The organism is Lentzea sp. NPDC006480 (genome assembly GCF_040611995.1).
GTDB lineage: Bacteria > Actinomycetota > Actinomycetes > Mycobacteriales > Pseudonocardiaceae > Lentzea.
This window is the reverse complement of record NZ_JBEXPJ010000006.1, coordinates 39429-64950: the sequence shown is the minus strand read 5'-3', so window position 1 is coordinate 64950 and position 25522 is coordinate 39429. Positions and strand designations below refer to the sequence as shown.

Here is a 25522-nt window from a genome sequence, read left to right as displayed (position 1 = left end):
CTAATGGCGGTTGCGTTCAGATAACACCACACAGCGTGACCTCGCAAAACGGTCACAGCCACCTGGACCACTGCCTGACAACCGGGAAATCCACCGCACATGTGAGCCCAGGCACACCACCGCCGATGCCGCCGGCGAGGCGCCCCGAAGCCGACGGCGGGGAAGCACGCGGCGCAAGGCGCCCATCGCACGGTGACCACCTGCGGACCCAGCGCAAGGCGCCCCCCGCCCGGTCGCGATTCGTGCGGAACAGGACTCGCTCACCGCAAGCCGACCACCCGCCTGGTCGCGGATCGCCCAGCACGGGACTCGCTCACCGCAAGCCGACCACCCACGGCCCCCACACGCACGCTGCCGCAGGCGTCCCCCCGACCTGGGAACCCCTGCATCACAACGTACTCACCGGGTCCGACAAGATCGGAACGCACAAAAAACGGGCGTGCACCCCCGTTGAAAGGTGCACGCCCGTTCAGGCACTGCAAGGCAGAGCGCAAACCCCCGAAGGGGCTCAGATCACTTGAGGGTGATCTTGGCGCCGGCAGCCTCGAGCTTCTCCTTGGCGGCGTCGGCGACGTCCTTCGCCACGCCCTCGAGGATCGCCTTCGGAGCGGACTCGACCAGCTCCTTGGCCTCCTTCAGGCCCAGGCCCGAGACGACCTCGCGGACGACCTTGATGACCTGGATCTTCTTGTCGCCAGCCGACTCGAGGATGACGTTGAAGTCCGTCTGCTCCTCGACCTCGGCAGCGCCACCGGCGGCGGGGCCGGCGACAGCGGCAACGGCGACGGGCGCCGCGGCGGTGACCTCGAAGGTCTCCTCGAACTGCTTCACGAACTCGGACAGCTCCAGGAGGGTCATCTCCTTGAAAGCGTCGAGCAGCTCTTCGGTGCTGAGCTTCGCCATGATCGGCGTTCCTTTCTGTGTCCCGCGCGAAAGCGTCGGGTGTGTCTTCGGGTGATCAGCTTTCGGCGGGAGCGTCGGCCTCGGCGGCGGGTGCCGCAGCGGCCTTCTTCTCCTGCAGGGCAGCAGCCAGGCGAGCGACCTGGGAAGCCGGGGCGTTGAACAGACCCGCGGCCTTGGCCAGGTTGCCCTTCATCGCGCCCGCGAGCTTCGCGAGCAGCACCTCACGGCTTTCGAGGTCTGCGATAGCAGTGACCTCTTCGACCGAGAGCGGGCGGCCATCCATGTAGCCGCCCTTGATGACCAGGGCCTTGTTGTCCTTCGCGAAGTCGCGGATCGCCTTGGCGGCGTCGACGGGCTCGCCCTCGACGAACGCGATGGCGGTCGGACCGGCCAGAAGGGCCTCGAGGCCCTCGATGCCGGCGTCCGCAGCGGCCAGTTTGACCAGCGTGTTCTTCGCGACGGTGTACTTGGTGCCCGCGCCGAGAGCGCGACGCAGCGTGGTGAGCTGCGCCATGGAGAGGCCACGGTACTCGGTGACAACCGCTGCCGAGCTGCTGCGGAACTGGTCCGCGAGCTCAGCGACCGCCGTAACCTTCGTGGGCTTCGCCATGATCGCCTCCTCTCTGGGCTGGGTTAGACCGCCAGCCGAGAAGGCTCCGAAACAACAAAAACGCCCACGCGCACAAGCAGCACGGGGCGTCACAACGAACTTGAGCCTCGTCCTCCCTGCGCGGGCCGCCCGTGTTGCAACGGGGCCTTCGTTCTCCTCGCGGAGAAAACCAGCGGTCTTCGGTAGAACCACGATGAGACTACGCGAGTCGTGTCCGCCGATCCAAATCGGCATGATGTGACCTGTGACCGACGAGCCCGGCAAGGACCTCGCGCCCCGCCAGCCGCAGCCCCCTGCCCCTCAGGTGGACCCGGAGCAGCTGCGGCAGTTCCAGGAGTTCCAGCGCTTCCAGGAGTACCAGCGCTACCAGGAGGCCACGGGCCAGGCTTCCCAGCCTCAAAAACCCCAGGGCAAGCGCTGGTGGCTGGTCGTCCTGGCCAGCAAGCTCTTCTGGCGCGCCTTCTTCTTCCTGGTCCTGCTCTTCGCCGCGATCTGGGCCTACAACCACTACTTCGGCCGCGACGACGCGGGCGACATCGCCCAGGACAGCGGCGGCGTGACGGGCCCGGCCCAGGGCCTCTCCGCCCCAGCGGGCCTGCAGGGCACAGTCGGCATGTTCTACAAGCACGTCTCCTTCGCCGACACGACCCGCGCCTGCACCCTCTTCCTGCGCGACGACACCCGCCAGAAGTTCGCCAACGCCCACAACGCAAGCGATTGCGCGGCCGCGGTCAAGTCCCTGAAGACCCAGGTCACCAGCGTCGACAAGTACCAGCAGGTCATGTTCCCGCCGGACATGCTCAAGACCCCGACCACCAACAAGGTCACCATCAACTCGTGCGAGCTGACCGTCGAGGGCGGCCCGCGGCTGGGCACGTTCGTCGTGGAGAAGGTCGGCTCCGGCTGGGTCATCACCGACTGGTCACCGAGCACCTGTGGTTGATTGGGGTGCATGGCAAACGCACTGGGGGTGCCCAGCCCTGACAAGGTCGCGTACATGGACGACGTCGCCGCGGCCGCCGTCGACTACAAGCGCCACCTGCTCACCCTGCTCGAGCTGAGTCCCGGCCTGTCCGTGCTCGACCTGGGCTGCGGCCCCGGCGCGGACCTGCCGTCGATGGCGGACGCGGTCACCACGTCCGGCCGGATCGTCGGCGTCGACATCGACCAGCAGATGGTCGACGCCGCCAGCGCGCGCTTCCACGACCACCCGCACGTCGAGATCCACCTGGCCGACGGTCACACGCTCCCGTTCGAGGACAACACCTTCGACCGGGCGAGGACGGACCGCGCACTGCAGCACGTCGCGGACCCGTCGACCGTCCTGTCCGAACTCCTGCGCGTGCTCAAGCCGGGCGGCCTGCTGCGCATCGGCGAACCCGACTGGGACTCGCTCGTCGTGGACGGCGACCTCGAGATGAACCGGGCGTTCAACCGATTCACGTGCTCGACGATGGTCCGCAACGCCACCATCGGCCGCCGGCTGGCCCGCCTGGCCCGCGCGGCCGGCTTCGAGGTCGAGGCCGTCCACACGGCCGCGCCGACGTTCCACGACTTCGCCCAGGCGGACAACATCTTCGCCTTCACCCGCAACACGGAACGAGCGATCCGGGCCGGCGCGATCGACCGGGCGGACGGCGAGCGCTGGTTGACCGAACTGCGGACGGGCGACTTCTTCGCCGCGCCGCTGATGTTCCTGCTGGCGGCTCGCAAACCCTGGTGACACAACGCGAAAGGCCCCCGGAAACTCCGGGGGCCTTTCACGAACGAGCTAGAACCGCGAGGCTCAGGCCTCGTCCACCAGCATGTTGCGGGTGCGGTTCGGGTCAACCGGGATGCCAGGGCCCATCGTCGTGGAGACGGTGACCTTCTTGACGTACCGGCCCTTGGCGGCGGACGGCTTGGCGCGGAGCACCTCGTCCAGAGCAGCCGCGTAGTTCTCGACCAGCTTCTCGGGGTCGAACGACACCTTGCCGATGACGAAGTGCAGGTTGGCCTGCTTGTCAACGCGGAAGTTGATCTTACCGCCCTTGATGTCGTTCACCGCCTTCGCGACCTCGGGGGTCACGGTGCCGGTCTTGGGGTTCGGCATCAGGCCACGCGGGCCCAGGATGCGGGCGATGCGGCCGACCTTCGCCATCTGGTCGGGGGTCGCGATCGCGGCGTCGAAGTCGAGCCAGCCACCCTGGATGCGCTCGATCAGGTCCTCGGAGCCAACGGCGTCCGCACCGGCGGCCTCGGCCTCAGCGGCCTTGTCACCGGTTGCGAAGACGATCACGCGGGCGGTCTTGCCCGTACCGTGCGGCAGGTTCACGGTGCCGCGGACCATCTGGTCGGCCTTGCGAGGGTCGACGCCGAGGCGGATCGCAACCTCGACGGTGGAGTCCAGCTTCACCTTGGACGTTTCCTTGGCGAGCTTGGCGGCCTCCAGCGGCGAGTACAGCCGCTCCCGGTCCACCAGCTCGGCGGCGGCCTTGTAGGCCTTGCTGCGCTTCATAACTTCTGTCCTTACCGTGGATCAGTTCGTGGTGAATGAGCCGCGCTCGGCTCTCCCACGCTTGCTAAAGAGGGTGTGATCAGCCTTCGACCGTGATGCCCATGGAACGGGCGGTGCCGGCGATGATCTTCGCGGCCTGGTCGATGTCGTTCGCGTTCAGGTCGACCATCTTGGTCTGGGCGATCTGGCGGACCTGCTCCATGGTCACCTTGGCGACCTTGAGACGGTGCGGCTCGCCGGAGCCCTTCTCAACACCAGCGGCGGCGAGGATGAGTCGCGCGGCCGGCGGGGTCTTCAGCTTGAAGTCGAACGAACGGTCTTCGTACACGGAGATCTCAACCGGCACGACCTGACCGCGCTGCGACTCGGTCGCGGCGTTGTAGGCCTTGCAGAACTCCATGATGTTGACGCCGTGCTGACCCAGCGCGGGACCAACGGGCGGCGCCGGGTTGGCGGCACCAGCCTTGATCTGCAGCTTGATGATCGCTGACAGCTTCTTCTTCTTGGGTGGCATTGTCCGTACTTCCTGTTATTGCGGTGTCCGCGCGCGGCCCTGCCAGCCGCAGCGTGGCCGAACGATCCCCTCGTGAGAGGAGACCGGTCAGATCTTGGAGACCTGGCTGAACGACAGCTCGACCGGCGTCTCCCGGCCGAAGATCGACACCAGGACCTTCAGCTTCTGGCCGTCCGCGTTGACCTCGCTGATCGTCGCGGGCAGCGTGGCGAACGGTCCGTCCATGACGGTGACCGACTCGCCCACCTCGAAGTCGACCTCGATGGTCGGCTTCGGCGCGGTGGTGGAGGCGGCCTTCTTGCCCTCGGCCGGCTTCTGCTCGCCCTGGGGGAGCAGGAACTTCAGCACCTCGTCGATCGTGAGGGGCGAGGGCTTGGAGGTGGCTCCGACGAACCCGGTCACGCCCGGCGTGTTGCGGACGGCGCTCCAGGACGCGTCGGTGAGCTCCATGCGGACCAGGATGTAGCCGGGCAGCACCTTGCGCTGCACCAGCTTGCGCTGGCCGTTCTTGATCTCGGTGACCTCTTCGGTCGGCACCTCGACCTGGAAGATGTAGTCCTCCATGTCGAGCGTGTGGATACGAGTCTCAAGGTTGGCCTTCACCTTGTTCTCGTAACCGGCGTACGAGTGCACGACGTACCAGTCGCCGGGCGCGTGGCGCAGGGCCTGACGCAGCTCTTCGGCGGGGTCGGCGATCTCTTCGTCGATCGGGGTCTCGTCGATCGCGAGGACGTCAACGTCCTCAGCGGTCTCTTCGGCCTCGTCCGCGACGTCGGTGTCCTCGTCGTCGGAGTCCACAGCGTCCGACTCGACCGTCTCGTCGAGCGCGGTGTCCTCGGACACCTCGTCGTCGAGCAGGTCGGTCTTCTCCTGGGCGTCTACGCCGTTATCGGAGGTCACTGTGGATCTCGCTTCCTGATTGCAGCGGCAGCTGTCCGGCTCAGCCGAACAACTCGAAAACAGCCGCGCCGAAGCCGAGGTCGAGAGCCCACACCAGCGCAACCATGAACACCACGAACACGAGGACAACGCCCGTGTACGTGACGAGCTGCTTGCGCGTCGGCCAGATCACCTTGCGGAGTTCGCCGATGACCTCGCGGATGTAGCGGAAGAACCGCCCGATCAGCGAGGGACGCTTCTCCTGTCCTTCACGGGTCTTGGTCGGGCGACCCTTCTTCGCGTCCTCGTCCGACTCCTCGGACTTGGCGACGCTCTTCTTCGACTCAGCGCTGCTGCCGTCCTTGCGGGCGGCCGGGCGAGAGGAGGCACGACGTTCACGTCGCGCCGCAGCAGTGGACGGCCGGACAGCGCCTTCGCGCTCCTCCGGCTGGTCCTGCTCGCGGCCCTCGCTCATGCCGTCCTCCACTCGACCGATGACGCTTCGACAGCAGGGGCGACAGGACTTGAACCTGCAACCTGCGGTTTTGGAGACCGCTGCTCTGCCAGTTGAGCTACACCCCTTTGAGATCCCGAACGAGACCCCCTGGCGCACAAGATTGAAAGTGTACGGGAGCCTCCCCGGACCACTCCAACCAGACCGCCCAAGCATTTGCCGAGCGGCCTGTCGCACAGCCTACCCATACGAGTGCCGAGAACACGAATCAGGGTCGGGCAACTGCGCCCGACCCCGTGTGTCAAAGAACACGTACGCGAGCAAAAGCGCCGGTCAGGACCGACTTGCCCTCGAAAGCCGCGTTGATGTTGACCTTCACAGTTCCGTCTTCGAAATCCTTGGTGACCTTCGCGGACACCTCGACCAGCGCACCCTCGTCGTCGTTGGGCACCACGACCGGCCGGCCGAACCGGCAGCCGTACTCGACGATCGCGCCGGGGTCGCCGATCCACTCCGCGACGATCCGCGACGCCACGGCCATCGTCAGCATGCCGTGCGCGATGACGTCCGGGAGGCCGACGTCCTTCGCGGTCTTCTCGTTCCAGTGGATGGGGTTGAAGTCCAGCGAGGCGCCCGCGTAGCGGACCAGGTCGTCGCGCTTGAGGCGGACGGACAGCGCCGGCAGCTCGGTGCCGACCGCGGTGACGATCTTCGAAGTCACGCGTCTTCTCCCCTCACGACGAGCATCGACTTGGCGGTCGTGACGGGCTCGCCGTCGACCGTGCTGATCTCCGTCCGCACGGTGACCATGTCGTTGCCCATGCGGGACGTGATGGCGTCGATGTGCGCCACGCACACGAGCTGGTCGCCCGCGGTGATGGGGCGGTGGTGGATGAAGTTCTGGTCGCCGTGCACGACGCGGCTGTAGTCGAGCTTCAGCTCCGGGTCGAACATCACCGTCTCGTTGGTCTTCATCGACACCACGATCGCGAACGTCGGTGGCGCGATGACATCCCTGTGCCCCAACGCCTTCGCGGCTTCGGCGTCGCGGTAGGCCGGGCTGGTCGCACCGATGGCGTCGGCGAACTCGCGGATCTTCTCGCGGCTCACGTCGTACGGCGTCGACGGCGGATAACTACGTCCGGTGAAAGCGGGGTCGAGAGGCACCTGAGCAGCCTATACGGCCCCGGAAACCACGCGGAAACGACGAAGCCCGCCCCAGTTGCGGGACGGGCCTCGTCGAAGATTCGCTACGCGCTCAGCGGGTTTCCTTGTGCGCGCGGTGCGTCTTGCAGTTCGGGCAGAACTTCTTGATCTCCAGGCGGTCCGGGTCGTTGCGCCGGTTCTTCCTGGTGATGTAGTTCCGGTGCTTGCACTCCTCGCACGCGAGGGTGATCTTCGGGCGTACGTCGGTTGCAGCCACGGTCCTTGCCTTCCTGAGAGCACACGGGCCCCGAACACCCAGTGCGGGCTTACCGCCTGGCGGGGATCTTGCGAGTAGCGGTGGCCGGACTTGAACCGGCGACACAGCGATTATGAGCCGCTTGCTCTACCAACTGAGCTACACCGCTTTACACAACTACAGCCGCAGCGCTCAGGCACTGCGGCAAGTAGTGGAGCCCCTTTACGGAATCGAACCGTAGACCTTCTCCTTACCATGGAGACGCTCTGCCGACTGAGCTAAAGGGGCTTGCTCTTTCGTTCTTGCTGAGCTGTGGAGAACTCTACAACACGCGGCAACCAAGAACGAAATCCGGGGGTGCCTCTAGTGCACCAGGGTGAGCACCGTCTCATCGCGAGCACCCCTGACCTGCACCGTTCGGGCGCGCAGCCACGCCTCGAAGCGGTCCTCGGACAGCGGACGCGAGATCAGGTAGCCCTGCGCCACGTCGCAGCCCATGCCGACGAGTTGATCGCGAGCGGCGTCGTCCTCAACGCCTTCCGCGACAACCACAAGACCGAGCGAATGGCCGAGCTCCACGATCGACCGGACCACGGCCATGTCGCCGAGATCCGTGCCCATCCCGAGCACGAACGACTTGTCGATCTTCACCTCGTCCACCGGCAGCTGCCGCAGGTACGCGAGCGACGAGTAGCCGGTGCCGAAGTCGTCGACCGCCAGCACGACACCGATCGCGTGCAGGCGCCGCAGCACCGGCAGAGCGCGCTCGGGATCGGCCATGACGCCCGACTCGGTGAGCTCGAAGGTCAGCAGCCCGGACGGCACGTCGTGGCGCTGCAGAGCGGCGGACACGCGGTTCGGGAAGTCCTCGTCGCCCAGCGTCCGCACGGACAGGTTGACCGCGATGGACATCCGCAGCCCGCGGTCGAGCCAGCGGCGCACGCGTTCGAGCGCGCGGTCCATCACGAAGTCCGTCAGCACGTCGACCAGACCGGTGGCCTCGACGGCGGGCACGAACTCGTCCGGGTCGACGCGGCCGAACTCCGGATGTGTCCAGCGCACCAACGCTTCCGCGCCCACGACCTGACGTGACGGCAGGGCGACCTTCGGCTGGTAGTGCACCGAGATCTGCCCGGTCTCGACGGCCTGGCGGAACTGCGTCACGAGCTGGAAGCGACGCAGGAACAGGTGGCCCATCGAGGGCGCGTAGGCCTTGACCGGCGTGCCCTCCGACGTCGCGCGCACGGCGACGTCCGCCCGCTGCAGCAACGCGTCGGGGTCCGGGTCCTCGGTCTCGGAGTCCGCTTTGGACGCGTAACCGACGACCGCGGAGGCCTCGACCGTGAGCCGATCCACGGGGTAGGGCACGGAAAGCCCGGCCCGCAGCCGTTCCGCGATCTCGTGCGCGTCACCGGCACGCGAGTCGTCCAGGAACGCCGCGAACGCGCCACCTTCCAAGCGGGCCAGCGGAACGTCGGCGCCGAGGGCATCACGCAGCCGGCGCCCGGCCGCGACGACCATGCGGTTTCCCCAGGCCTGGCCCAGCGCGTCGGACACCGTCGACAGGATGTCGAGGTCGATGCGCAGCACCACGCCCTTCTGGGAGTCGCGCAACGGTTCGGCGCACGCCTCGCGCAGGCCCGGCCGGTTCAGCAGGCCGGTCAGCGGGTCGTGGTAGGCGTCGTGGCGCAACCGGGCCAGCAGGCGCCGGTTGTCGACGGCCGTCGCGAGGTGCGAGGCCAGCGTCCTGAGCAGCTGGATGTCCGCCTTGCCGAACCCGCGCCAGCGCGAGAGCCGGTCGTGCGCCTCGACCGCGCCGAGCAGCTGCGTCGCACCGCGCAACGGGACGACGAGCGCTTCTTGCGCGTCACGGCGCAGCAGGGCCTCGGTGACGTCCTCGGTGGCGTCGGCGACGCGGTAGTAGCGGACGTGCGTGCCGGGCAACTGCAGGATCGGGTCCTCGCGCACGGCCCGCGGGTCGGTCGCGGCCATCTCGTCGGGCAGCGGTTCGCCGGCGACGAGGGTGATCATGGCTTCCTGCGGGTCGGTGCGCAGGCGCAGCACGACCCGGTTCGCGTTGAGCTGCTCGCGGATGCGTTCCGCGATGAGCTGCCACTCGTCCTCTTCGACACCCGTCGTCAGGTCGTCGTCGGGCTGGCGCGGGCCGGTGCCGTGCTGTCCCGACCTCGCGACACGGAGGCTGACTTCGCTCAGCGCCTCGAGGTCGCGCTGTTCGCGCAGCAGTCCCGAGTAGGCGAGATAGGTGGCGACGATGCCCGCGAGCACCAGGATGATCAGGACGCCGCCCCACTCGGTGGTGGAGACGATCTGGTAGCCGACGAGGCCGGCCGAGGTGTTCAGCAGGGCCACGACGAGCGTCTGCAGCACGAGACGGACGCTGTTGCCCACGCGCATCGACTTGCCCATGAGCCGCAACGCGCAGAGGCCCAGCACGCTCGCGAGCAGCGGCACGGTGATGGTGCCGACGAAGGCACCCGCCCAGAACGGTCCGCCCGCGCCGATCATCCTGTTCACGGCCTCGGCGGCGGCGAACGCGACCGAGATCTCCATGAACATGAGGCCCGCGTTGTACACCGCGCGGTCGAGGATCCGCCTGCCGAGCAACGTGCCCACGCCCGCGACCACGTGCGCGGCGAGCACGACCTCGAACGGCGCTACGAGCAAGCCCAGGACCAGCGGGATCTCGGTGAAGGAGATCGTCCACGCGACGCCGCTGCGGACGTCGACGTTGATCGCGAGCTGTTCCGCCAGCAGGAAGCCGACGACGAGAAGGGGGCCGATCCAGAAGAGGGAGGTGTTCTCCTTCTCCGGGAGCCATGCCGCGACCATGCCCGCGCAGACGACGCCTGCCACCAGGAGGGTGACGGCGAACGCGCTGAACGCGCGGTTGGTCGACTTGGCCGACCAGGCGGCCGAGTCCGACACGGGGGCCGACGCTCGGTCGGACATCCAGCCTCCTCGTCGGCCTGGGGTGGGGGGACCTCTAGGCGTGACTGAGGGGTCCCGCACTTGGCGATCAGGACCCCTCCAGGGGCACCAATGTACCCCGCTCGGGGGACGAAATGGCAGGTCGAGCACCCCGTGTGACTTCGATTCACCCAGACGTGGTTACACGCTCAGGTGTCCGCGGAGCACCGTCACGGCCTGCCCGGAGAGCAGTACGCGATCTTGGTCGAGGGTCGCCCTGACGAACCCCCCACGCGGCGACGCCTGCTCCGCCAGCAGGTCAGCGCGCTGGAGCCGAGGCACCCAATAGGACGCCAGCGTGCAGTGGGCCGAACCGGTGACGGGGTCCTCCGGGATGCCGGCGGCCGGATAAAAACAGCGACTCACGATGTCCGCGTCGCCGTCGCCGATCGCCGTCACGATTACTCCGCGTGACGATATCTGTGTCAGTCCTTGGACATCAGGTCGCAAGGAACGGACTTCCGCGGCGCTTTCCAACTCGATCAGGTAGTCGAAGCGCCCACGCGAGACGGACTTGATCGTCGCATGTGGCAGCGCTTCTACTAGTCCGATTGGCGGGTCAGTCAACTCTGGAGGGTCCGCCGGGAAGTCCATCCGGACCCATCCATCGTCATTCACGCATGTGAGGGGCCCACTACGCGTGGTGAACGTCTGCTCTCCGCCCAGCACATGAGCGGTGGCGAGGGTGGCGTGCCCGCACAGGTCGACTTCGACCGTCGGCGTGAACCAGCGCAGGTGGTTGTCGGGGGTCACGAACGCCGTCTCGGCGTGCTTCATCTCGGCCGCGACGGCCTGCATCCAGGCGTCGTCGCGAGGCTCGGTCAGGAGCACGACGCCGGCCGGGTTGCCCGCGAAGGGCCGGTCAGTGAACGAATCCACCACGTAGATCTCCACACCCCGACCTTCCCATGCTCAGATGGGGGCGTGAGCGAGATCTTCACGTACCGCGAATCGGATCCGGACTCCCTGCTGCCGACGTGGGGCGCGATCCGCACGCACGGGCTGAACTGGCAGCCGGGCTGGGACCTGCCGGCGTTGCTCGACGAGTGGGAGACCAGGCTGACCGGCGTCGACGACCCGGACACCGCGGCGATCGTGACGCTGCCGAGCCACGAGACCGCGGACGCGCTCCCCTTGGTGCGGCACGGGTTCGCGCCCCTGATCGTGGTCGCCGAGCGGCGCGCGGGGCACGCCGTCGCGCAGCGCCCGTCCGATGTGACCATCCGGCCGGCCACGCACGCGGACCTGGACGTCGCGGTCGAGTTGAACATGCACACCATCAGGTACGACACGGCGTTCGGCATGATCAGCGAACGACCGAACAGCGCGGAACACCTGCGAACCACGTACACCGAGGTGCTCGACCGCGACCACGAGTCGATGTGGCTCGCCGTCCGCGGCGACACGCCCGTCGGCATGGCGTACGCCGACATGCCGTCGCACGCCCAATGGATGGAGCGCTTCACCGAGGCGCGACCGTTCGCGTACCTCGGCCACCTCGGCATCCGGCCGGACGCACGTGGAAGCGGAGCCGGGAGTGCGCTCGTGGCGCACGTCCACTCGCTTTTGGACGGTGCCGGCGTGGCGTCGGCCCTGCTCCACCACGCGTTGCCGAACCCGCGCTCGACGCCGTTCTGGTACTCGCACGGGTACCGGCCGCAGTGGACGACCTGGGTCCGGCGACCGGCTTTGCGCACGTCCCCCGGCGTGTCTTCGTGACCCGAACGGCCTAGTGGCGCATGATCTACCCGTTCACACAAGCGAAGAACCCAAACGACACCGTACTTGTGGAACGAATTCGGCCTCTATATCGACAAAGGGGTAGCGGATTCGGACACCACACCTGGGGGGTCGAGATGGAACTCAGCGGAAGAGCAAGGTCGATGTTGCGGGCCGTCGAGGCGGGCCGTGCCGAGGTCACCGGCGGCACAGAGCCCGAGCTGTACGTCGACGGACTGCCCTGCTGCGACCAGATGGCGACGCACGACCTCGTGCACGCGGGACTGCTGCGCCCCACGCAGCCGACGAGCTTCGGCCGCCGCGTCTGCGCGGAACTGACCGACGACGGCCGGGCAGCACTCGCCGTGAGTTGATCGGCGTGTTGGTCGCCCAATGATCGAACATCTGTTCGACATGGGGTATGCTGCGCGCTGAGGCCGGCACGCAAGAGAGAGGAAGCTCTTGCGCGCCGGCTTCAACCTTCTCCTGTGGACTCAAGCCACCTTCTGCTGCGTGCCCACGTTCATCCGGTTCCAGAGGTTGATCGCACCGATGGCGATCATGAGACCGGCGAGCTGCTCCTCGTTGTAGTGCCTGGCGGCCTCGTCCCACACCTCGTCGCTCACGTGCACCTGCGTGACCTGCTCGGCGAGCGCGAACCCGGCCCTCTCGGCGTCGCTGTAGTACGGCACGTCCCTCCAGCCGGCGACGGCGTAGACCTTCTCGTCCGCCACCTTCGCCTCGCGCAGGAGCTTGGTGTGGTAGTCGATGCACGCGCCGCAGCCGTTCATGATGCTGACGCGCAGGCAGATCAACTCGACGTAGTCCTTGTCCAGCCCCGTCTTCCCGGCGGCGGCGGACAGGTCCAGCAGCGCCTTCATCGCACCGGGCACGGACATGATCGGGTTGGCGATCCTCATCTTCGTTCTCCCTGTCTTCATCGTCTTCTGCCCTCTCGACCCGGCAGGAGACGCAGGTGTGACAGGTCTGCCGAAGATTTTTTCCTAGGCGCTCAGCCCCTGGCCGAGGCCGCCGTCGACGGCCAGTTCGGAGCCGGTCGTGAAGGTGGCGTCGAACGCCAGGAAGAGCACCGCGTCTGCCACCTCGTTCATCGTGCCGTGGCGCTTGAGCGGCGTCGCGCGGTCGCCTTGCTCCTTGAACTGCCGCAGAACCTCTTGCGGCACACCGGTCACGCCCATCGACGGCGTGTCGACGAAGCCTGGGCTGACGACGTTGACCCGGATGTTTTCGGGGGCCAGTTCCGCGGCGAGCCCCCTGGAGAACGCCCTGACGGCGGCCTTCGCGCCCGCGTAGACGCTCAGGCCCGGTGAGCCCAGGTTCACCGCGACGCTGGTGGTGAAGACGATCGAGCCGCCCGGCTTGATCAGCGGGGCCAGGTGCTGGGCGGTGAAGAAAGCGCCCTTGGTGTTCACGTCGAACGTGCGGTCGTAGTCGGCCTCAGAGGTGGTGTCGAACGGCGTGAGGGTGGAGAAGCCGACGTTGATGAACAGCAGGTCGATGTCGCGGAGTCGTTGTGCGACTTCGGCTTTGAGGGTCGCGATGTCGTGCAGGTTCGCCGCGTCGGAGGCGATGGCGTGGGCCTTGACGCCCTCGGCCTTCTCGACCGTGCGGCCCGTGAGGAGCACCTCGGCGCCACCGTCGACCAGCTTGTCCACCACCGCGCGGCCCATGCCGTGCGTGCCGCCGGTGACGACGGCCCTCTTCCCCAGGTACTTCATTTCCGGATCTCCTCGATGACGCTCGCGATGCTGTGCGCGCCGTGGCCGTTGCGCTGGGCGCGTCGGAACAGGTCGTGCAGGGCCTGCGGGACCGTGACGTCGAGGTCTTGTTCCTCGTTGGCACGCGTGAGCAGGCGCAGGCCCTCCACGTTGATGTCCAATGCGGACACATCGGTCTCGTAGTTCTGGTGCGCGGTCTGCTCGCCCATCTCGGGCAGGAAGGTGCCGACGGTGGCGAGCCAGTCGGTGGCCATCGGCGTGAACTGCCGCGGCGTGATGCCGGCGGTCTGGACGAGTGCCTGTGCCTGCAGGTAGCCGGCGAACGTCGACCACATGATCCCGAGCAGCGCGAGGTCGTACAGCGCGGCCAGCCCGGCGTCCTCACCGACGTGGACGGGCTCGCCGAACGCTTCGAGCACGTGGTGCTCGGGTTGGCCGCTGTACAGGATCCGGGCCTGCTTCGTGCCGATCTGCTGGGGCACAGCCATGATCACGCCGTCGACGTACTCGATGCCGTTCTGCCACGCCCACTCCGCAGCGGCGCGAGCCTGGTCCGGAGTGCCGGACGTGAGGTTGACGAGCGTCTTGATGTTCTTGCTCAGCAACGGTTGCTGGACGTCGTACGTGGACAGGCAGGTGACGACGACGTCTGTTTCGAAAGCTTCCTCAGGTGTGGCAACGCTTCTGGTGCCGGGCAACGTCTTCGGCGTCCGGTTCCACACGGTCACGTCGTAGCCCTCGTCGACGAGGGCGGTGGCGAGCGCGCTGCCCATCCGGCCGAGGCCGAGCACGCTCACGGATTTCTTGGTCCCCATGCGAGCAATGCTCGTTCGGCCACTGTCGAGGCGACAAGTACCTACTATTTTGTCAGGTACCCACCTTTTGGTAAGGATCCAGCATGCTGCCTAGGAAGTACTCCTGCGGACTCGACGCGGCGGTCGACGTGATCGGCGGGCGGTGGAAGGCGTTGCTGCTCTGGCAGCTGCACTACGGCCCGCTGCGCACCGGCGAGCTGCGCCGAAAACTGCCCGGAATCAGCGAGAAGATGCTGATCCAGGTGCTGCGCGAGATGGAGGCGGACGAGATCGTGCACCGCGAGGTGTTCCACGAGGTGCCGCCCCGCGTCGAGTACTCGTTGACCGAGCAGGGGCAGAAGCTGAACACCGCGTTGCTGCCGTTGGGCGACTGGGGCGAGGACAACATGCAGGCGATCGCGCGCCGCCGTGGCGTGGAACCGGCGCCTAGGCATTGAGCAGCAGGCGTTCCGCCCACTGCGGCAGCTCGTGACCCCGTGCTGCTTCCCTGATGCGGATCCGGAGCGGGCCGGGCAGCCGTGCCACGTCGAGCCGCTGCTTGATCCTGCTGTTGCCCACGAGCAGCAGACGGGCCGCGGCCGCGTCGTGACGTTCGTCGGCGTTGGGGTCCTGGAGCGCGGCGATGATCTCCGCGATCGGCGTCTCGCGCAGGATCAGCCCAGGAACGTCCTCGTACGGCGGCTTGCCGGTTCCGGCAGCGGACCATGCCAGCAGCTGCAGCACGCGGGTGACGGGATCCAGGCCCTGCAAGCGCTTGCGCGCCTCGATCACGTGCTTGGAGTCCGCTGCCATCTCGAAGTGGCCGACCAGATCGCCGGCCATCTCCTCCAGCGCGGGCGGCATCGCGGCGATCCACGCCAGCCGCTCCGGCCGTTCCTGCCAGCTCAGCCCCGGCCCGGGCAGACCGTGCTCCGCCAGCCAGCGCAACAACTCCGCGCCGTCCGCGAGCTCGCCGTGGCCGCTGTCCCACTGCCAGGCGAGCGAAACCCCGTGGTGCGCCACGACCTCGGTGAGAGGCGCGCCCCGCACGTCGGAGAACTCGAACCTGACCTGGCCGCGGCAGGCGCACACGTAACCCGGCAACGAGCCGATCTTCATGGCCGCGCGCAGGCGATCGCGGTCCTCGGGCCGGGACAGGTCGACGACGACCTCGCCGTACCACTCGATCTCTTCGACGCGGACGCGCGCGGCGCCCCGCAGGACGTCGTCGAGCGCGGTGAGACTCATCGTTCGAGATAGACGACAGTCGCGTCGTCGGAAACCTTCTTGCGCGGCCAATCGACGGCCTTGGCGTCTTCCTTTTCGACCGCGCGCATTTTGCGGATCAGATCGTCCGGCCCGTTCGCGGCCATCAGTTCGAGCGCCTTGCGCCAATCGAAGAGATTGAACAAGTCGACCGCCCGCGCGGCACCGTCGGAGAGGATCGCGACCCGCTTGACGTCCTGCAGCGGAATTTCGCCCGTGAGCGCGTGCTCGACGTCGGCGGGGTTCGCACCGGCCGTGCGGTTGGTCTTCGTGTCGCTCACGACGTGCAACTGCTGCTTGGTGTCGATCACCACGGTGGCGTCGCCCAGCACCAGGTACCGCAGCACGTCGCCGGAGATCTGAACGAGCCCGACCGCAGCGCTGGGGCTGTCCGGGTGATCGAGATCGCAGCTGCCCGAGTGCAGCTCACGGGTCTGCCTGATGGCCTCTGCCAGCGCCGGAGCAAGCCCGAGGTGCGCGACCCGCAGCAACTCGGCGGCCAGCTGGTCGGCGAACCAGCCGACGCTGTGCGCGCAGCCGGTCTCCTCCTTCGCCGTCACCCCGTCGAGCACGGCGAGCAGGTTCGGCCCCACGAGCGCGCGGTCCTCGCTCGGCGCGGTGGTCCGTCCCGCCTCGGTTGCCATCTGCGTGCGCACAGCGTCCCCCTCTGTCACCACACCGGATGTACGACGATGGGCCCCTGACCAGCTCGGTCAGAGGCCCATCGACTTGCGTGGCGGGTAGAGGATTCGAACCTCTGTAGCTTTCGCGACGGATTTACAGTCCGCTCCCATTGGCCGCTCGGGCAACCCGCCCCACACCGCCGTAACGGTGCGGGCAGAACGATACATAACCCCTTCGGGCGGCCCCAAATCGGGGTCCCCCAGTAGCATCGACGCTGGCTGTGAGCCCGAGTTCGTTGCACCCGAGATCGTTGAGGAGTGAAGTCGTGGCAGACCCGTCGTTCGACGTGGTGAGCAAGGTGGACCGGCAGGAGGTCGACAACGCGCTCAACCAGGCGGCCAAGGAGCTGAGCACGCGCTTCGACTTCCGGGGCACCAACACCACCGTGGCCTGGGCCGGCGAGGAGGCGATCGCCTTCACCTCGGAGACCGAGGAGCGCTGCAAGGCGGCGATCGACGTCTTCCAGGAGAAGCTGGTCAAGCGCAACATCTCGATGAAGGCGTTCGAGATCGGCGAGCCCGCGATCTCCGGGAAGGTGTTCAAGGTCACCGGAAACCTGGTGCAGGGCATCACGTCCGAGAAGGCCAAGGAGATCGCCAAGAAGATCCGCGACGAGGCGCCCAAGGGCGTCCAGGCGCAGATCCAGGGCGACCAGCTGCGGGTGTCCGGCAAGAAGAAGGACCACCTGCAGGACGTCATCGCCCTGCTGAAGAGCTCCGACTTCGGCATCGCGCTGCAGTTCACCAACTACCGGTGAAGGGCATCGTCCTCGCCGGTGGCAGCGGGACGCGCCTGCACCCGATCACGCAGGCCGTCTCCAAGCAGCTGCTGCCGGTCTTCGACAAGCCGATGATCTACTACCCGCTGTCGGTCCTGATGCTGGCCGGCATTCGCGAGGTGCTGATCATCTCCACGCCGACGGACTTACCGCTGTTCCGCCGGCTGCTGGGTGACGGGTCCCAGTGGGGCATGGACTTCTCCTACGCCGAGCAGGCCGCGCCGAACGGGCTGGCGGAGGCGTTCATCATCGGCGCGGATTTCGTCGGGAACGACGACGTGGCGCTGGTGCTGGGCGACAACATCTTCTACGGCCAGGGTTTCTCGTCGACGCTGCAGCACCACGCATCCTCTTTGGACGGATGCGTGCTGTTCGGGTACCAGGTGAAGGACCCGGAGCGGTACGGCGTGGGCGAGGTCGACTCGACCGGGAAGCTGTTGTCGATCGAGGAGAAGCCCAAGCAGCCCAAGTCGAACCGGGCGATCACCGGGCTCTACTTCTACGACAACGGTGTGGTCGACATCGCGTCGAAGCTCAAGCCGTCACCGCGTGGCGAGCTGGAGATCACCGACGTCAACCTGCACTACCTGCGCGAGGGGCGGGCGCAGCTGGTGGACCTGAGCCGCGGGTTCGCGTGGCTCGACACCGGCACGCACGACTCGTTGCTCGAAGCGGGGCAGTTCGTGCAGGTGCTGGAGCACCGGACCGGCGTGCGCATCGCGTGTCCTGAGGAGATCGCGCTGCGGATGGGCTTCATCTCGGCGCAGGAGTGCTACGCGCTCGGCGAGAAGCTCGGCAAGTCCGGGTACGGCGAGTACTTGATGGCAGTGGCGCGCGCGGGACGTTAGCGACGCGCCATTTCCTCGAGCCTGCGGATGCGGTCGGCGATCGGCGGGTGGGTCGAGAACCACTTCGCGAACTGCTCCCCCGAGCGGAACGGGTTCGCGATCATCAGGTGGCTCTGCGACACCACCTCCGGCTCCGGTGCGAGCGGTGCCGCCCGCGTCCCCAGCTCGATCTTGCGCAACGCCGAGGCCAGCGCCAGCGGGTCGCCGGTGAGCTCCGAGCCGGACTCGTCGGCCTGGAACTCGCGCGACCGGCTCACGGCCAGCCGCACGACGGTGGCCGCGATCGGACCGAGCAGCGCGATCAGCAGCAACCCCAGCGGACCTGGGCCGTCGTCGTCATCGCCGAAACCGAAGATGCCGGCGATCACGGCCAGGTTCGCGAGCATCGTGATCACGCCCGCGAGCGCGCCGGCCACGCAGCTGATCAGGATGTCGCGGTTGTAGACGTGGGCGAGCTCGTGGCCGAGCACGGCGCGCAGCTCGCGTTCGTCGAGCAGCTCCAGGATGCCCGTGGTGCAGCACACCGCGGCGTTGCGCGGGTTGCGGCCCGTCGCGAACGCGTTCGGTGCGATGGTCGGGCTCAGGTAGAGCCTCGGCATGGGCTGGCGGGCCTTCTGCGACAGTTCGCGCACGATCGCGAAGAGCACGGGCTGCTCCACCTGCGACACCTGATGGGCCCGCATCGCACGCAGCGCGAGCGTGTCGGAGTTGAAGTACGCGTAGGCGTTCACGCCCAAGGCCAACACCAGGCCGATGACCAGTGCCGTCCGGCCGAACAGCCCGCTGATCACCACGATCAGCGCGCTCATCCCGCCGAGCAGCACGGCCGTCTTCAACCCGTTGAAGTGCTTGTGCACGGTTTTCGCCTCCGGGTTTACGTCCTACCTCTCAACGAACCGGGGCGCCTGCCGGTTCCGGTGGCCGTTTCCGGTGCGGCTTCGGCGGCCGGGTCGAGCGCAGGTGGCGGTGGCACCTTCTCGACCCACGTGGCCAGCACGTCGCGTTCGTGGACCAGCTCGGCCACGGCACCGTCGCCCTCGATCGAGCCCGTACCCGGATAGCCGAACTCCGGGGCCCAGTGCAGGGCGTCGAACGGGCAGACCTCGACGCAGATGCCGCAGTAGAGACACTGGCCGTAGTCGATCGCGAACCGGTCGAGCACGTTGCGGCTGCGTGGCCTCGCTGAGCCGGGCTGCTGCTCGACCTCGGTGTGCGAAGTGATGTGGATGCACCAGTCGGGGCACTCGCGCGCGCAGATCATGCAGACGGTGCAGTTGGCGTCCAACAGCGCGATGACGCCTCTTGTGCGCGGAGGAAGCTCGGTCACGGGGTCTCCTCTTCGCGGCGTGGGCCCCAGGACGGGTCCGGCACGCCCGGCGGTGCGGTGCGGCGGCGGCTCGGGGCGCTGGTGTTGTCCTCGCCCGGTTCGAGCCGGCCCGGCCACGGGCGGACGACCCGGGAGGCCAGCACGAAGTCCTTGCGCAGCGGGTGGCCCTGGAAGCTGTCGGGCAGGAGCAGGTGCTCAGGCTCGCTGCCGACCGTGATGCCGAACATCTCGGCGGCCTCGCGCTCGTGCCACCGCGCGCCCTTCCACAGGTGGGCGACGCTCGGCAGCGCGTCGGTGTCGCCGATCTCCGTCCGCAGCATCACGCCTTCGCGCGTCTGCGGGTTGATGACGTGCAGGAACACCGCGTGCCGGAGATTTGCGGCTCCTGGCCTGCCCGCGTCCTCGACACCGAGCCAGTCGAACATGACGTAGCCGCTGGAGTGATGGGCCGCGGCCGTCTCGAGCCAGTCGGCGAGCTCGACGTGGTGGATCGTCTGGCCGAAGGCGGTCTTCGGGGTGGTCACGCGTTCACCAGCCCGTGGAGTGCCTTGAGGCCTTCGAGCAGCGCTTCCGGACGTGGTGGGCAGCCGGGGACGGCGACGTGGACCGGCAGCGCCTGGTCGATTCCCTTGGTGACGCTGTAGGAGTCCCAGTACGGGCCGCCGGTGTTGCTGCAGGCACCCACGGAGATCACGTAACGCGGTTCGGGCATGGCCTCGAAACTGCGGATCACAGCGGGCAACATGACGTCCGTGACGGTGCCGGAGACGACGAGAACGTGCGCCTCGCCCGCGCCGGCGACCGGCGTGACGCCGAGGCCGGGAAGGCGGTCGAGAGCTGCCATCACTTCGACTCCGCAGCAGGCGAGCCCGAGTTCGAGGACGGTGACCCGGTAGGTGGTGCCCCAGTTCAGGACAACGCCGTCGGGGCGAGCGGAAACGGTCACAACCAGCGAGGGTAATACTTGGGGGCCCACCAGCTTGCGCCTGGCGGACCCCCACCCCCCAATGATTCCCCCCCGGAATCGGCTCCCACGCGTGGTCGCCGGAGATAGCTTTGTACACCGCGCGATAAGAGTCCAGAGATTTACGAACAGGATCTGCAGATCATTTCCCTGCGAAATGCGGTCAAGTTCAGTTCAACTGATCGGTAGAACATCAGAGAGGGTTCCGATGTCCGGCTCGTCCCAGTTGGTGCTCCCGACCAGCACCTCCCTGCACCGGCTGCTGAACACGCCCGGCGCCCTACTGGATACCACGATGGACCAGCTCAGGACGCTGTTGACGGTTCACGAGACCCGTTCGGCGCTGCGGGCGGCACGGGCGCTGGGGCGCGAGCAGTCGAGCGTGCAGAAGCAGCTGGACACGTTGAACCGGAACTTCCAGGAACTGTGCGGCGAACAGCTGGTGGTGAAGCAGGGACGCGGAAAAGACGTGCTGTTCACGCCCACCGGTGAGTCGCTCGTCGAATTGGCGCGGGAGACGCTCGCGGAGTGGCTCGACGGAATTCACGAGTGCCGCCGCAAGCTCGGCACGACGGTCACGGTCGGCACCACCCGATACATGCTCGACACGCTCGCGAAGGCGTGGCACCACGTCGCCGAGGAGTTCCGCGAGCGCGACGTGGACCTCAAGGTCGTGCACATCCGGACCAAGGACATCTGGGCGAAGCTGGAGACGCAGGAGGTCGACGTCGTGTGCGGCAGCGTCGTGACGCGGGCCGGCGCGGGGTGGGAGAGGCCGGAGTTCGACGTCATCGAGTGGCGGCGCGGCGGGCTCGCGTTGCTGACGAACCTGCCGGAGACGGTGGTCGGCGACCGGGTGCGGGTGCCGCAGCTGCGGTCGATCCCGCTGGTGGTGCCAGGAGCGGGTCTGATCGCGGAGTTCCTGCGAGGGTGGTTCGGGCCGGACTACCGGCAGGGGCTCGACATCGCGGCCGAGATCGACGAGATCCAGTACGGAATTTCGCTGCTGCGCTCGAACCTCGTCCAGGGAGCCATGATCGTGACGTCTGGTTTGGGCGTGGTGGCGTCGAACAACGAACTCCGGGAGGGCGGGGGCCTCCGCGTCGTCGAGCTCTCAGACGACTCGCTGGAGCGACTTGTGGGCGTCTTCGCCCGAACGGACGAGCTGTCGAAGCATCCGGCGGACCACCCGCTGAACCTGCTGTGGACGGCCTTCAAAGCAGAAGCGCCCCGGCCGTAGCCGGGGCGCTCTGGTTCCTTCTGCCTACTTCTTCGCGGGTGTCATGGCGTCGTGCTCAGGCTTCCGCTGCTCGACTTTGGGACGTTGCTGGGCTTTGGCCATCTTGGCCAGCCAACTCGTCGCCTCCGAGCGGACCTTCGCCAGCTCGTCGTCGCGTGCCTGTTGCTCGTTCATCGGCCACTCCCTGCGTTCGGGAAATCGCTTCGATGGGAGCACTACCGGGCGTGCGCCCGCTAGGGCCGCCATACTTGTGGGTGAACCTGGTTGACAGCATCGCCCGCCGATGGGTTTGACGCACCCCGACACGGCGTGATTGGCGTCTTTAGTACCCCCGGTACCCGCCACCCAGGCCGATGCTGACCAGACCGGGGTGGTTGTGGAAGCCGCCGTAGCGCGCGTACGTGTAGCGCACGCCGGCGATGATGTTGTCGACCGGCGCGAGGATGTTGTCGTAGCCGGGCAGCTTGTACGCGCGGAAGGTCGGGTCGATGGTCTGCATCAGGCCCTTGGACGGCGTGCCGCGCATCGCGTTGGAGTCCCAGTTGTTGACGGCGTTGGGGTTGCCGTTCGACTCCTGCATGATGATCGTGTAGATCTCGTCGACGCTGCTGTTGTCGATGTTGGTGCCGTTGGCCTGCAGGATCTTGATGGCTTCCTTGATCCAGCCCTCGACCTCGCGCTGCTTCGCGGGCTTGCGCATCTCGATCTGACGCTCGGCCTCGGCCTTGGCGGCGGCCTCGCGCTGGGCGTGCGCGTCGGCGGCGACCTTGGTGGCCTGCTCGAACGTCTGCTGCGCGTACATCTGCTGGAACTGCAACAGGCGGCCGACCTGGGTGCCGGGGTTCACGTCGTGCACGGTCTGGACGTTCTTGGCGGCCTGCTGGTCGGCAATGGCGCCGAACTCGGCTCCCGCGGCCAGCTCACTGGCGGATCCGCTGGTGGCGGCGTTGGCGATGGCGGCGGTGCCGGCGGCGACACCCGCTGCGACGACGATGGCGCTCACGCGGTGGGCGAGCGGAACCTTGTCGTCCTCGGCGCGATGCGCACCGATCTTCAGTTCTGCGTTGGGCACGACCGTGTACACGGTTCGGCCGGCGGCCTTGCTGTGCCGGGCCAAGGGGGAGCCTCCTGCGTCGGGGAGCTTGGCCACCGGAGCTAACTCGGCGGGGGATTCCGGGCCGGACTTTGGACCCTGTTACTGCGGTTCCTGTGTCCTGCCGGTGACCAAACCGTTATCGGCGGGCGAGAACGTAACCTCGCGTCACGAGCGCAGGCAAGCTTGAGCGCCCGTTGGGTGACTCTCGTCACGTTTCCGATGAGTTGGGCTACACGCTGCTGACAGACAGTCAGCTCGCCGCTTGCATCCTCTTTAAGTTCATCGTTGCCTCCTGACGAACTGGCGGAGCTGTCTGTTAGTTCGGTGTGAGCCCGGCTCTCGTTATGGGTTACGTCCACGACCACGCGATCGAGTGATGCCGTCACGCTTCGTAGCTGGTTTTCTGTGTTCGGCGCTGACCTGCGCGTTCTTGATCGCTGGACAGCGTTTTCTGCAGTCTGATGAGGGGTACGGAGAGCGGGGCTCCACGGTTCACGGCACCATGAATCTCATGGGGGACCACGATCGTGAGGCAGCCCGTCGAGCCGTGCGCGAGGCACGCCTGGAGGCCCAGCGGCCTTGGTGGCAGAAGCGCGTCACGGCGTGGCTCTTCTCGGTGCCGTCGCGCGTCTGGCGCTCGCTGAGGTGGTGGGGCGCGGAGCTGGGCGAGGTGCTGGTGTGGTGGATCGCCCTGGCCTTGTTGTTCGGCGTCGGCCTGCTCGGGTGGTGGGCCTGGCGGACCGTGTTCTAGCGGTTCCTGCGCTGTTCGAGGGCCTTCACGACCCAGTCCGCGCTGTCCGTCGGGCCGCTGTTGAAGGCGATCGCGGCTCGCGGCTGCTGCCAGTGCACGAGGTTCACCACGGTCTGGAAGAGCCCGAGCAGCTCCGCGGGCTTGCGGATGCCTCCGCCGACGACCACCGCGTCGTACGGCCCGCGTCCGAGGTGCTCGACGATCTTGCGCTCGGGGTGGGGATCACCGAAGTCGATCAGGCACTGGTCCTCGGTCAGCCCCGCCTCTGCGAACCTCCTGCTGCCCTCGTCGAGCTGTGCCGCGACCGCGCCGGGCGCGAAGCCGGGGATGGACTCGGGGGCGAACCCGATGAGGAGAACGGTGGGCACTTCAGCGGTTCCTGCGCTGTTCGAGGGCCTTGAGCACCCAGTCCGGGCTGTCGCCGGGGCTGTCGTTGAACGCGATGGCCGCGTCCGGCTGGTGCCAGTGGACGAGGTTGACGACCGTCTGGAAGAGCTCGAGCAGTCCAGGCCCCTTGCGGATGCCGCCGCCGACCAGCACGGCGTCGTACTGCCTGCCTGCGAGCTTCTCGGTCAGCTTGGCCTCGGCGGGGCCGCCCAGTTCGGTGAAGTCGACGAGGAACAGGTCCTCGGTGAGGCCGAGCTCGGCGAAGAGCCTGCTGCCCTGCTCGATGCCTGCGGCCACCGGGGCCGGGTCGAAGCCGGGGATGGTGTGGGGGTCGAAGCCGATCACGAGGATGTTGGGCACTCACCCGAGGTTATTCGTTCATCGCGGCCGCAGCTGGCGGAACGGCCGGAAATCGGCACGACATGCCACGTCGGCGTCGATACGGTCCGCGACATGCGCGAGTTGATCTGGCGGCCGCTGACCCGTGACGACGCCCAGGCGTCGGCCGACCTCCTCAACGCCATCGAGGCGGTTGACCAGATCGGCGAGAACTACACCGCAGAGGACACGTTGACCGAGCTCGTCGACCCGTCGGTGGACCTTTCGCGCGCGAGCCTCTGCGCCTTCGACGGCGACGTGATGGTGGGGTACATGAAGGTGCGCCACAAGCCGGTGGCCACCTCGGTCCACCGGGTCACGATGGACGGCGGCGTGCACCCCTCGTACCGGCGCTGCGGTGTCGGCAGCCGGCTTGTTTCGGCCGGGATCTCGGCGGCTCAGGTGGTGCACGACCTTCACCACCCGTCTCTGCAGCTCGTGGTCGAGGTCTACAAGGCCGAGAAGATCGCCGGGGTGCCCGAGCTGATGGCGTCCTGCGGCTTCGCGCCGATTCGCTACTACCAGCGCATGGAGCACTCACTCCAGAATCTGCCTCCGGGCGAGGACCTGCGGGTCGAGGCGTGGTCGGCGCAGAACGACTCCGATTTCCGCTTCGTGCGGAACGAGGCTTACGCGGACTACTTCGGTGCCGCGCCGATGCCGGCCGACCTGTGGCGCAACAAGATCACGAACCAGACGTTCCGGCCTGCTTGCAGCTTTTTGTTGCGTGATGCGGACGGGACTCCGGCCAGTGTGCTCGTGACCATGCACTGGGAGGCCGACACCGAGTACACCGGTGTTCGGGACGCGCACTTCATGGTGATCGGGACGCGGCCGTCCTACCGGAAGCGCGGGTTCGCTCGTGCTTTGCTCGCGCACGCGCTTCAGGCCGCTGCCTCGCAGGGCTACGACTCCGCCAGCGTGAGCGTGGACTCGGAGAGCGCGGCCGGTGCGCCGCGGATCTTCGAGAAGGCCGGTTTCGTGCCGAAGATGCAGTACGTGCGGTGGGCGCTCTAGGGACCCAGTAGAGGCGGGCCGTACGACATGAGCGCAAATGCCGCGAGCACTGCGACGACGGCCGTGCCGCCGGCGACCACTCCCACCGTTCCGAAATCCCGCTTGCCGAACGCGGCCACCACTCCGAACGCCATGAACCCCAGCGCTGCCACCACCGCGAGGACGGTGATGAGCGGCGACTCCGACCAGCCCCACTTCACCAGGAAGTACCCGCCGAGCCCGATCGCCAGCAGAACGAGCGAGCCGACGAGCTCGGCGAAACATCCGGCCACGTGCTTCATGAGGCC

The 25522-nt window shown here is 67.5% G+C and carries 35 protein-coding genes and 4 tRNA genes; 10 read left to right on the top strand and 29 right to left on the bottom strand.

Going from position 1 to position 25522, the window contains the following annotated elements; all coding sequences use genetic code 11:
* Positions 1-513: 513 nt before the first annotated feature.
* The gene (gene rplL, locus ABZX92_RS04315; RefSeq protein ID WP_355553823.1) at positions 514-903 is read right to left on the bottom strand and encodes a 50S ribosomal protein L7/L12; all 390 of its coding nucleotides are present in this window, start codon (positions 901-903) and stop codon (positions 514-516) included.
* Positions 904-958: 55 nt separating this feature from the next.
* Complete coding sequence (gene rplJ, locus ABZX92_RS04310) at positions 959-1513, bottom strand: 50S ribosomal protein L10 (protein WP_355553820.1); 555 nt, start codon at positions 1511-1513, stop codon at positions 959-961.
* A 244-nt stretch (positions 1514-1757) separates the two neighbouring features.
* On the opposite strand from rplJ, the gene ABZX92_RS04305 reads away from it, so the two are divergent.
* Positions 1758-2456, top strand: a complete 699-nt coding sequence (locus ABZX92_RS04305) for a hypothetical protein (RefSeq protein ID WP_355553817.1) — start codon at positions 1758-1760, stop codon at positions 2454-2456.
* A 9-nt stretch (positions 2457-2465) separates the two neighbouring features.
* A complete protein-coding gene (locus tag ABZX92_RS04300; RefSeq protein WP_355553814.1) occupies positions 2466-3236 on the top strand; it encodes a methyltransferase domain-containing protein in 771 nt (256 codons plus the stop codon).
* Positions 3237-3299: 63 nt separating this feature from the next.
* Here ABZX92_RS04300 and rplA read toward each other — a convergent pair whose 3' ends face one another.
* The 12 genes from rplA to ABZX92_RS04240 form a co-directional block, all read right to left on the bottom strand.
* Positions 3300-4010 (bottom strand): 50S ribosomal protein L1, encoded by a 711-nt coding sequence (gene rplA / locus ABZX92_RS04295; protein ID WP_030473499.1) that lies wholly within the window; start codon positions 4008-4010, stop codon positions 3300-3302.
* 79 nt (positions 4011-4089) lie between these two features.
* Positions 4090-4524: a 50S ribosomal protein L11 gene (gene rplK, locus ABZX92_RS04290; protein WP_045309757.1), complete on the bottom strand. Its 435-nt coding sequence runs from the start codon at positions 4522-4524 to the stop codon at positions 4090-4092.
* An 87-nt stretch (positions 4525-4611) separates the two neighbouring features.
* Positions 4612-5424: a transcription termination/antitermination protein NusG gene (gene nusG, locus ABZX92_RS04285; protein ID WP_355553810.1), complete on the bottom strand. Its 813-nt coding sequence runs from the start codon at positions 5422-5424 to the stop codon at positions 4612-4614.
* Between the two features lie 40 nt (positions 5425-5464).
* A complete protein-coding gene (gene secE / locus ABZX92_RS04280; RefSeq protein ID WP_045309795.1) occupies positions 5465-5878 on the bottom strand; it encodes a preprotein translocase subunit SecE in 414 nt (137 codons plus the stop codon).
* A gap of 34 nt (positions 5879-5912) precedes the next feature.
* A tRNA-Trp gene (locus ABZX92_RS04275) sits at positions 5913-5985 on the bottom strand.
* Positions 5986-6158: 173 nt separating this feature from the next.
* Positions 6159-6578 (bottom strand): MaoC/PaaZ C-terminal domain-containing protein, encoded by a 420-nt coding sequence (locus ABZX92_RS04270; protein WP_355553807.1) that lies wholly within the window; start codon positions 6576-6578, stop codon positions 6159-6161.
* On the bottom strand, positions 6575-7024 hold the full coding sequence (locus tag ABZX92_RS04265; protein ID WP_355553804.1) for a MaoC family dehydratase N-terminal domain-containing protein: 450 nt from the start codon (positions 7022-7024) through the stop codon (positions 6575-6577). The genes ABZX92_RS04270 and ABZX92_RS04265 overlap by 4 nt, the downstream gene beginning before the upstream one ends.
* A 91-nt stretch (positions 7025-7115) precedes the next feature.
* Complete coding sequence (rpmG, locus tag ABZX92_RS04260; RefSeq protein ID WP_015105301.1) at positions 7116-7280, bottom strand: 50S ribosomal protein L33; 165 nt, start codon at positions 7278-7280, stop codon at positions 7116-7118.
* 75 nt (positions 7281-7355) lie between these two features.
* Positions 7356-7428 (bottom strand) — tRNA-Met (locus ABZX92_RS04255).
* A gap of 43 nt (positions 7429-7471) precedes the next feature.
* Positions 7472-7547: transfer RNA gene (locus ABZX92_RS04250), tRNA-Thr, on the bottom strand.
* A gap of 75 nt (positions 7548-7622) precedes the next feature.
* Positions 7623-10229, bottom strand: coding sequence for an EAL domain-containing protein (locus ABZX92_RS04245; protein WP_355553801.1), 2607 nt, complete (start codon positions 10227-10229; stop codon positions 7623-7625).
* Positions 10230-10388: 159 nt separating this feature from the next.
* A complete protein-coding gene (locus ABZX92_RS04240) occupies positions 10389-11141 on the bottom strand; it encodes a PhzF family phenazine biosynthesis protein (RefSeq protein ID WP_355553798.1) in 753 nt (250 codons plus the stop codon).
* 30 nt (positions 11142-11171) lie between these two features.
* Between ABZX92_RS04240 and ABZX92_RS04235 the strand changes: the two genes are divergently transcribed.
* Positions 11172-11966, top strand: coding sequence for a GNAT family N-acetyltransferase (locus ABZX92_RS04235; protein ID WP_355553795.1), 795 nt, complete (start codon positions 11172-11174; stop codon positions 11964-11966).
* A gap of 164 nt (positions 11967-12130) precedes the next feature.
* On the top strand, positions 12131-12340 hold the full coding sequence (locus ABZX92_RS04230; protein ID WP_355553792.1) for a hypothetical protein: 210 nt from the start codon (positions 12131-12133) through the stop codon (positions 12338-12340).
* A gap of 120 nt (positions 12341-12460) precedes the next feature.
* Here the strand turns inward: ABZX92_RS04230 and ABZX92_RS04225 are convergent, their stop codons facing one another.
* From ABZX92_RS04225 to ABZX92_RS04215, 3 genes are all read right to left on the bottom strand, one after another.
* Entirely contained in the window at positions 12461-12886 is a 426-nt protein-coding gene (locus tag ABZX92_RS04225) for a carboxymuconolactone decarboxylase family protein (protein WP_355553789.1), read from the bottom strand.
* An 84-nt stretch (positions 12887-12970) separates the two neighbouring features.
* Entirely contained in the window at positions 12971-13705 is a 735-nt protein-coding gene (locus ABZX92_RS04220) for an SDR family oxidoreductase (RefSeq protein ID WP_355553786.1), read from the bottom strand.
* The gene (locus tag ABZX92_RS04215) at positions 13702-14520 is read right to left on the bottom strand and encodes an NAD(P)-binding domain-containing protein (RefSeq protein WP_355553783.1); all 819 of its coding nucleotides are present in this window, start codon (positions 14518-14520) and stop codon (positions 13702-13704) included. Before ABZX92_RS04215 ends, ABZX92_RS04220 begins: the two co-directional genes overlap by 4 nt.
* Before the next feature lie 83 nt (positions 14521-14603).
* Here ABZX92_RS04215 and ABZX92_RS04210 point away from each other — a divergent pair, with 83 nt between their 5' ends.
* Positions 14604-14957: a helix-turn-helix domain-containing protein gene (locus ABZX92_RS04210; protein ID WP_355553780.1), complete on the top strand. Its 354-nt coding sequence runs from the start codon at positions 14604-14606 to the stop codon at positions 14955-14957.
* Here ABZX92_RS04210 and ABZX92_RS04205 read toward each other — a convergent pair.
* The 3 genes from ABZX92_RS04205 to ABZX92_RS04195 all read right to left on the bottom strand — a co-directional run bounded on the left by ABZX92_RS04205 (position 14947) and on the right by ABZX92_RS04195 (position 16580).
* Entirely contained in the window at positions 14947-15747 is an 801-nt protein-coding gene (locus ABZX92_RS04205) for a hypothetical protein (RefSeq protein ID WP_355553777.1), read from the bottom strand. The genes ABZX92_RS04210 and ABZX92_RS04205 overlap by 11 nt on opposite strands.
* Entirely contained in the window at positions 15744-16421 is a 678-nt protein-coding gene (locus ABZX92_RS04200; RefSeq protein WP_355553774.1) for a protein phosphatase 2C domain-containing protein, read from the bottom strand. The genes ABZX92_RS04205 and ABZX92_RS04200 overlap by 4 nt, the downstream gene beginning before the upstream one ends.
* Positions 16422-16499: 78 nt before the next feature.
* Positions 16500-16580, bottom strand: a tRNA-Tyr gene (locus ABZX92_RS04195).
* A gap of 134 nt (positions 16581-16714) precedes the next feature.
* On the opposite strand from ABZX92_RS04195, the gene ABZX92_RS04190 reads away from it, so the two are divergent.
* Together ABZX92_RS04190 and rfbA are read left to right on the top strand one after the other, a co-directional pair.
* Positions 16715-17206, top strand: coding sequence for a YajQ family cyclic di-GMP-binding protein (locus tag ABZX92_RS04190; RefSeq protein WP_355553771.1), 492 nt, complete (start codon positions 16715-16717; stop codon positions 17204-17206).
* A complete protein-coding gene (gene rfbA, locus ABZX92_RS04185; protein ID WP_355553768.1) occupies positions 17203-18075 on the top strand; it encodes a glucose-1-phosphate thymidylyltransferase RfbA in 873 nt (290 codons plus the stop codon). Before ABZX92_RS04190 ends, rfbA begins: the two co-directional genes overlap by 4 nt.
* Here the strand turns inward: rfbA and htpX are convergent.
* From htpX to nuoB, 4 genes are read right to left on the bottom strand one after another with little or no spacing between them, the layout of a single operon-like run.
* The gene (htpX, locus tag ABZX92_RS04180; protein ID WP_355553765.1) at positions 18072-18932 is read right to left on the bottom strand and encodes a zinc metalloprotease HtpX; all 861 of its coding nucleotides are present in this window, start codon (positions 18930-18932) and stop codon (positions 18072-18074) included. The genes rfbA and htpX overlap by 4 nt on opposite strands.
* A gap of 17 nt (positions 18933-18949) precedes the next feature.
* Positions 18950-19402 carry a 4Fe-4S binding protein gene (locus tag ABZX92_RS04175; RefSeq protein ID WP_355553762.1) on the bottom strand — a complete coding sequence of 151 codons (453 nt, stop codon included), beginning with the start codon at positions 19400-19402 and terminating at the stop codon, positions 18950-18952.
* Positions 19399-19926 (bottom strand): NADH-quinone oxidoreductase subunit C, encoded by a 528-nt coding sequence (locus tag ABZX92_RS04170; protein ID WP_355553759.1) that lies wholly within the window; start codon positions 19924-19926, stop codon positions 19399-19401. Before ABZX92_RS04170 ends, ABZX92_RS04175 begins: the two co-directional genes overlap by 4 nt.
* Positions 19923-20348: an NADH-quinone oxidoreductase subunit NuoB gene (nuoB, locus tag ABZX92_RS04165; RefSeq protein ID WP_355553756.1), complete on the bottom strand. Its 426-nt coding sequence runs from the start codon at positions 20346-20348 to the stop codon at positions 19923-19925. Before nuoB ends, ABZX92_RS04170 begins: the two co-directional genes overlap by 4 nt.
* Before the next feature lie 226 nt (positions 20349-20574).
* Between nuoB and ABZX92_RS04160 the strand changes: the two genes are divergently transcribed.
* Positions 20575-21606, top strand: coding sequence for a LysR family transcriptional regulator (locus ABZX92_RS04160; protein ID WP_355553753.1), 1032 nt, complete (start codon positions 20575-20577; stop codon positions 21604-21606).
* 24 nt (positions 21607-21630) lie between these two features.
* Here the strand turns inward: ABZX92_RS04160 and ABZX92_RS04155 are convergent, their stop codons facing one another.
* The gene (locus ABZX92_RS04155) at positions 21631-21780 is read right to left on the bottom strand and encodes a hypothetical protein (RefSeq protein ID WP_156212688.1); all 150 of its coding nucleotides are present in this window, start codon (positions 21778-21780) and stop codon (positions 21631-21633) included.
* A gap of 148 nt (positions 21781-21928) precedes the next feature.
* Complete coding sequence (locus tag ABZX92_RS04150) at positions 21929-22756, bottom strand: transglycosylase SLT domain-containing protein (RefSeq protein ID WP_355553749.1); 828 nt, start codon at positions 22754-22756, stop codon at positions 21929-21931.
* 457 nt (positions 22757-23213) lie between these two features.
* On the opposite strand from ABZX92_RS04150, the gene ABZX92_RS04145 reads away from it, so the two are divergent.
* The gene (locus tag ABZX92_RS04145) at positions 23214-23453 is read left to right on the top strand and encodes a hypothetical protein (RefSeq protein WP_355553746.1); all 240 of its coding nucleotides are present in this window, start codon (positions 23214-23216) and stop codon (positions 23451-23453) included.
* On the opposite strand, the gene ABZX92_RS04140 is transcribed toward ABZX92_RS04145, so the two are convergent.
* Both ABZX92_RS04140 and ABZX92_RS04135 read right to left on the bottom strand, forming a co-directional pair.
* The gene (locus ABZX92_RS04140; protein ID WP_355553743.1) at positions 23450-23821 is read right to left on the bottom strand and encodes a hypothetical protein; all 372 of its coding nucleotides are present in this window, start codon (positions 23819-23821) and stop codon (positions 23450-23452) included. The genes ABZX92_RS04145 and ABZX92_RS04140 overlap by 4 nt on opposite strands.
* A gap of 1 nt (position 23822) precedes the next feature.
* On the bottom strand, positions 23823-24200 hold the full coding sequence (locus ABZX92_RS04135) for a hypothetical protein (protein ID WP_355553740.1): 378 nt from the start codon (positions 24198-24200) through the stop codon (positions 23823-23825).
* Positions 24201-24293: 93 nt separating this feature from the next.
* On the opposite strand from ABZX92_RS04135, the gene ABZX92_RS04130 reads away from it, so the two are divergent.
* Positions 24294-25235, top strand: coding sequence for a GNAT family N-acetyltransferase (locus ABZX92_RS04130; protein WP_355553737.1), 942 nt, complete (start codon positions 24294-24296; stop codon positions 25233-25235).
* Here the strand turns inward: ABZX92_RS04130 and ABZX92_RS04125 are convergent.
* Entirely contained in the window at positions 25232-25516 is a 285-nt protein-coding gene (locus tag ABZX92_RS04125) for a hypothetical protein (RefSeq protein ID WP_355553734.1), read from the bottom strand. The genes ABZX92_RS04130 and ABZX92_RS04125 overlap by 4 nt on opposite strands.
* Between the last annotated feature and the right edge of the window lie 6 nt (positions 25517-25522).

Excerpts from the sequence above, each read along its gene's own strand:
- ABZX92_RS04215 (WP_355553783.1), bottom strand. The coding sequence starts at position 14,520 with ATGGGGACCAAGAAATCCGTGAGCGTGCTCGGCCTCGGCCGGATGGGC.
- ABZX92_RS04230 (WP_355553792.1), top strand. The coding sequence starts at position 12,131 with ATGTTGCGGGCCGTCGAGGCGGGCCGTGCCGAGGTCACCGGCGGCACA.
- rplL (WP_355553823.1), bottom strand. The coding sequence starts at position 903 with ATGGCGAAGCTCAGCACCGAAGAGCTGCTCGACGCTTTCAAGGAGATG.
- ABZX92_RS04245 (WP_355553801.1), bottom strand. The coding sequence starts at position 10,229 with ATGTCCGACCGAGCGTCGGCCCCCGTGTCGGACTCGGCCGCCTGGTCG.
- ABZX92_RS04155 (WP_156212688.1), bottom strand. The coding sequence starts at position 21,780 with ATGAACGAGCAACAGGCACGCGACGACGAGCTGGCGAAGGTCCGCTCG.
- ABZX92_RS04145 (WP_355553746.1), top strand. The coding sequence starts at position 23,214 with ATGGGGGACCACGATCGTGAGGCAGCCCGTCGAGCCGTGCGCGAGGCA.
- rplK (WP_045309757.1), bottom strand. The coding sequence starts at position 4,524 with ATGCCACCCAAGAAGAAGAAGCTGTCAGCGATCATCAAGCTGCAGATC.
- ABZX92_RS04130 (WP_355553737.1), top strand. The coding sequence starts at position 24,294 with ATGCGCGAGTTGATCTGGCGGCCGCTGACCCGTGACGACGCCCAGGCG.
- ABZX92_RS04210 (WP_355553780.1), top strand. The coding sequence starts at position 14,604 with ATGCTGCCTAGGAAGTACTCCTGCGGACTCGACGCGGCGGTCGACGTG.
- ABZX92_RS04220 (WP_355553786.1), bottom strand. The coding sequence starts at position 13,705 with ATGAAGTACCTGGGGAAGAGGGCCGTCGTCACCGGCGGCACGCACGGC.
- ABZX92_RS04205 (WP_355553777.1), bottom strand. The coding sequence starts at position 15,747 with ATGAGTCTCACCGCGCTCGACGACGTCCTGCGGGGCGCCGCGCGCGTC.
- ABZX92_RS04300 (WP_355553814.1), top strand. The coding sequence starts at position 2,466 with ATGGCAAACGCACTGGGGGTGCCCAGCCCTGACAAGGTCGCGTACATG.
- ABZX92_RS04125 (WP_355553734.1), bottom strand. The coding sequence starts at position 25,516 with ATGAAGCACGTGGCCGGATGTTTCGCCGAGCTCGTCGGCTCGCTCGTT.
- secE (WP_045309795.1), bottom strand. The coding sequence starts at position 5,878 with ATGAGCGAGGGCCGCGAGCAGGACCAGCCGGAGGAGCGCGAAGGCGCT.
- ABZX92_RS04160 (WP_355553753.1), top strand. The coding sequence starts at position 20,575 with ATGTCCGGCTCGTCCCAGTTGGTGCTCCCGACCAGCACCTCCCTGCAC.
- rplA (WP_030473499.1), bottom strand. The coding sequence starts at position 4,010 with ATGAAGCGCAGCAAGGCCTACAAGGCCGCCGCCGAGCTGGTGGACCGG.
- rplJ (WP_355553820.1), bottom strand. The coding sequence starts at position 1,513 with ATGGCGAAGCCCACGAAGGTTACGGCGGTCGCTGAGCTCGCGGACCAG.
- ABZX92_RS04225 (WP_355553789.1), bottom strand. The coding sequence starts at position 12,886 with ATGAGGATCGCCAACCCGATCATGTCCGTGCCCGGTGCGATGAAGGCG.